This window comes from Mariniflexile maritimum, from assembly GCF_009746565.1.
GTDB classification, from domain to species: domain Bacteria; phylum Bacteroidota; class Bacteroidia; order Flavobacteriales; family Flavobacteriaceae; genus Mariniflexile; species Mariniflexile maritimum.
This window is the reverse complement of sequence record NZ_WRPN01000024.1, coordinates 1-3,566: the sequence shown is the minus strand read 5'-3', so window position 1 is coordinate 3,566 and position 3,566 is coordinate 1. Positions and strand designations below refer to the sequence as shown.

The following is a 3,566-nucleotide window of genomic DNA, read 5'->3' as shown; positions in this document are numbered from 1 at the left end:
TAAAAAACATTGCTTATTTTAGTTAAACCGTTTGGTCGTTGCTTTGCTTGCTTGCATCCGATTTTCCTTCGGAAAATCCTCGCACACAAGCACGCAACGTTCCTTACACATAAACGTTGTGGTGCATTTAAAAAAATCGAGAAAACCTGAAAATTAGGCGAAATGGAATGCCAAAAAAACTGATTTTTGAAGTGTAAAAGCAAAACTGGAAATTTGAGATTATTAAACGAATTTCTGAGAAGCAAAATACATCGAAAACGTGAAAAATATTATGGAATAAAAAAATAAGCTAAAAACAATGCGCTGAAATTTACTCTGATATATAAAATTGGACGAAAAAATTGATCTTAAAAAGACAAAAAGTGGAAAAATTAATAACAGATAACCATTTATTTATTATTTGTTTTGGATTTGGTATTGTTTCAATAATAGCAGGATTGATAATGCGTAAATTTCCACCAAAGAAAATCAACGCACTTTACGGATATAGAACTTCGAGTTCTATGAAAAATCAAGAAAGATGGGATTTTGCTCAATTTTATTCTTCAAAGGAAATGATTAAAATTGGACTTATAAATATTGTTGTTTCATTCATAGGATTTTTAGACAATCTAACTGGCACAATCTCTATGATTTTAGGATTAACCATTATGATTTTATCTATAATTGTACTTCTATTTAGAGTTGAAAATTCAATAAAAAAGAAATTTAAGTGAAAAAAAACGCACCACAACAATGTATAACCGCAATTACGGCGGATTCGACTACGTCCGAATCCACTCGGAATTGCTAACGTCTGTGCTAAACCGAAAAACAGTAACTTTAATCCCGTAACTGACGGTTATACGTAACCGTTGTGTTTAATTTAAAAAATTACGTAAATTTTGAAATATTTATCATTTAAAGAAGCCAAAACAATATTGTATCTGATAATATCAGGAATGAGTTTCGTACTGATTTTGATTTGCATTGTCTTATTTAATCGAGAGAAATATTCTGACTTAGTATTATTACTCGTAGGTAGTAGTTCTTTAGTTTTATTCGTTTTAATTAAGCTAATTAAAATTCAAAAAATACATAATATTCAATTTGACCAAAATTATGTCTACATAGATTCTGACAAAAAAAAATTTAAAAAAGCGGACATAAAAAGTATTAAATACAGACTTTTGACCGCGAGTTATATTGATTTTAATAATAACGACAGATTTTATTTTCTAATAAACCAATCGGAATTTCTCACTCATAAACTGAAAAAAGAATTGATTTCCTGAATTGACTTAGAAGACAAAACAAACGTGAAAAAAATAAAAAACTAAACACAACACCGTGTATAAAAAATTGCTAGTTTTATACTAAACCAATGTTAGTTGCTTTGCTTGCTTGCTTCTGATTTTCCTTCGGAAAATCCTCGCACACAAGCACGCAACTTTCCATACACATAAACGTTAGGCAAAATGTAAAACAAACTGATGAAAGCAAAATTGAACGCAGTACACGATGATGATTTGATTGCACTTCTAAAAAAGCTCAACATTTTAGAGAAAATCAAAAACGGAGAAGTAAAATGTAAATTCACTAAAGAAATAATTACACTTGATAATTTGCATTCTATTTTCCCAGAAGAAGGAACTATAAAAGTTGTCTGCGATACACCAGAAGCAATCAAATCATTATCTGAATATATAAATGAAAAAAATCTTTAACAAAGTGGATTTCAATTTTTACTTCGACTTTAATTTCTCGCTTTGGACAATCTCGACCTTGACATTATTAGGTCTTTTCATTTACTATTTGAGAAATCCAGAAAAATTTGAAAAACTAATTGCCTTAATAAGCAAGTTCTTAAAATTCATTTCGAACAAGTTTGATAAAACCTATGTGAAATATGATTTACAAGGTAAAATAAATGACTACTTAAGAAAAGTTTCTAATCGCACAAAACACCTTGATATCAAAAAGATTAACGTTGAATGGATTGATGTTAGTGAACAAACCGAAAAACAATTTGTTCAAAACGGAGAGTTAATTCTTCGCTTAAAAAAAGGTGACCACCAAAATGAGAATATAGTTAAAGCCTCAATGGCCTTTATATCATATGCTTTTTTGAAAAAAGCAAAATCTTACATTGCGCAATATCAACGTGAATCTATGGATTTATTTGCTTGTTACGATTTACTTAAAGAAGAGAAATCGGAAATTCTTGACCAATTTGTACAGGATTTTATGAAAGACAAAATGGATAACAAGAAAATTTCTGACTTTTTTGAAAAGTATTCGGATATAGATGACGTTGGGATATTTTATCCAGTTCTTGTGCAAGAATTGACATTTTTAGGCGAAAAAGTATTTGCCAATAAAAGAGACGCTCAAAATATCCACAAAGAGGTTACAGAATTAGTTAATTTTCTTTATCGTTACGCAAATAGGAAATTGCGTGAGGATATTGTAAATGACTTTTCAGGAACTTATTGCAAATTTGGAATTAGGATTATTGGGAGAAGCATCGTAATTAATCGAGACGGAGAAAGAGTATATAAAAATCACTTAAAAAAAATCGCACCTGAAAATGAAACTCTATACCTAATTGGAAGTTACGAGCATAAAAAATTTATAAATGAGGTCTTTAATAACTGTAAAGATGAAATTGGCTACTCAAAATTAATGGACGACACTTACGTGGCAACAATTAAAGACAAAGATGGTGAAGATTTAAAAGTAATGAGTTACATATTGACAGTTAGAAATGATTCGATAAAAGTATATCACAAAAAATAAAAACACTTTGCCTAACACCGTATAAAATTAATTGCTAGTGCAAGCCTACTTACGAAAATCCTCGCGGATTTTCTATTCGGTTTGTATTTGCTAAATTAGGTGCTTAAACCACGCAACTAATCTTATACAAACACGTTACCTTTAATGCTGAAAAGTCCGTTCCAGACCCGAGGTTTTCGCTGATTTTTAAATCGCTGAAACCTAATTTTTTACTAAACTTTACGTGGATTTTCAGCATAATACGGATTAAAAAGGCATAACGTAGAGGCCAAAATTTGTGCGGATTTTTAACACGCGTCGGATTTAAAAAAAATCGATGTCGGACTTTTTAAGAGCTAAACCGATTTTTTGTCCGACATAAATTTTAACGGATAAAAAATCGCGGATTCAATAGCAATTCCGGGAAAAAATGTGGCCGACAAAAAAGCACTAAAGGTAACACCGTATAAAAAAAATTGCTACTTTAGGCTTGTATAATGGTCGTTGCTCTGTTTGCCTGCTTCCGATTTTCCTACGGAAAATCGCCGCACACAAACACGCAACTTTTCTTATACATAAACGTTGGCAAACATTCTGTACAACAGAATCCGATTAATTCCTAAATCTAACGGGCGGAATTTTGAAGGTATTTAAAAAAAGAATTTTACCGTTAGTCGAGATTTGATATTGTAAGCTTCCCCAAAATTCGGCCATTTAAAAATAGAATTCGACAAGCGACGCAGGAGCGCGTTCAGTAAGAATTATTAAATTTAAATCCGAAAACTTATGAAGACAACCCATTTTACAGA

The 3,566-nt window shown here is 30.9% G+C and carries 3 protein-coding genes; all 3 read left to right on the top strand.

The genetic code is table 11. From position 1 onward, the window contains the following. The first annotated feature begins 362 nt into the window (after positions 1-362). The 3 genes from GQO80_RS15585 to GQO80_RS15575 all read left to right on the top strand — a co-directional run bounded on the left by GQO80_RS15585 (position 363) and on the right by GQO80_RS15575 (position 2,778). Positions 363-716: an SdpI family protein gene (locus GQO80_RS15585; RefSeq protein ID WP_232333208.1), complete on the top strand. Its 354-nt coding sequence runs from the start codon at positions 363-365 to the stop codon at positions 714-716. Between the two features lie 756 nt (positions 717-1,472). Continuing rightward, positions 1,473-1,706 carry a hypothetical protein gene (locus tag GQO80_RS15580; protein ID WP_157209282.1) on the top strand — a complete coding sequence of 78 codons (234 nt, stop codon included), beginning with the start codon at positions 1,473-1,475 and terminating at the stop codon, positions 1,704-1,706. Positions 1,707-1,794: 88 nt separating this feature from the next. Beyond that, positions 1,795-2,778: a hypothetical protein gene (locus GQO80_RS15575; protein ID WP_157209281.1), complete on the top strand. Its 984-nt coding sequence runs from the start codon at positions 1,795-1,797 to the stop codon at positions 2,776-2,778. The last annotated feature ends 788 nt before the right edge of the window (positions 2,779-3,566 follow it).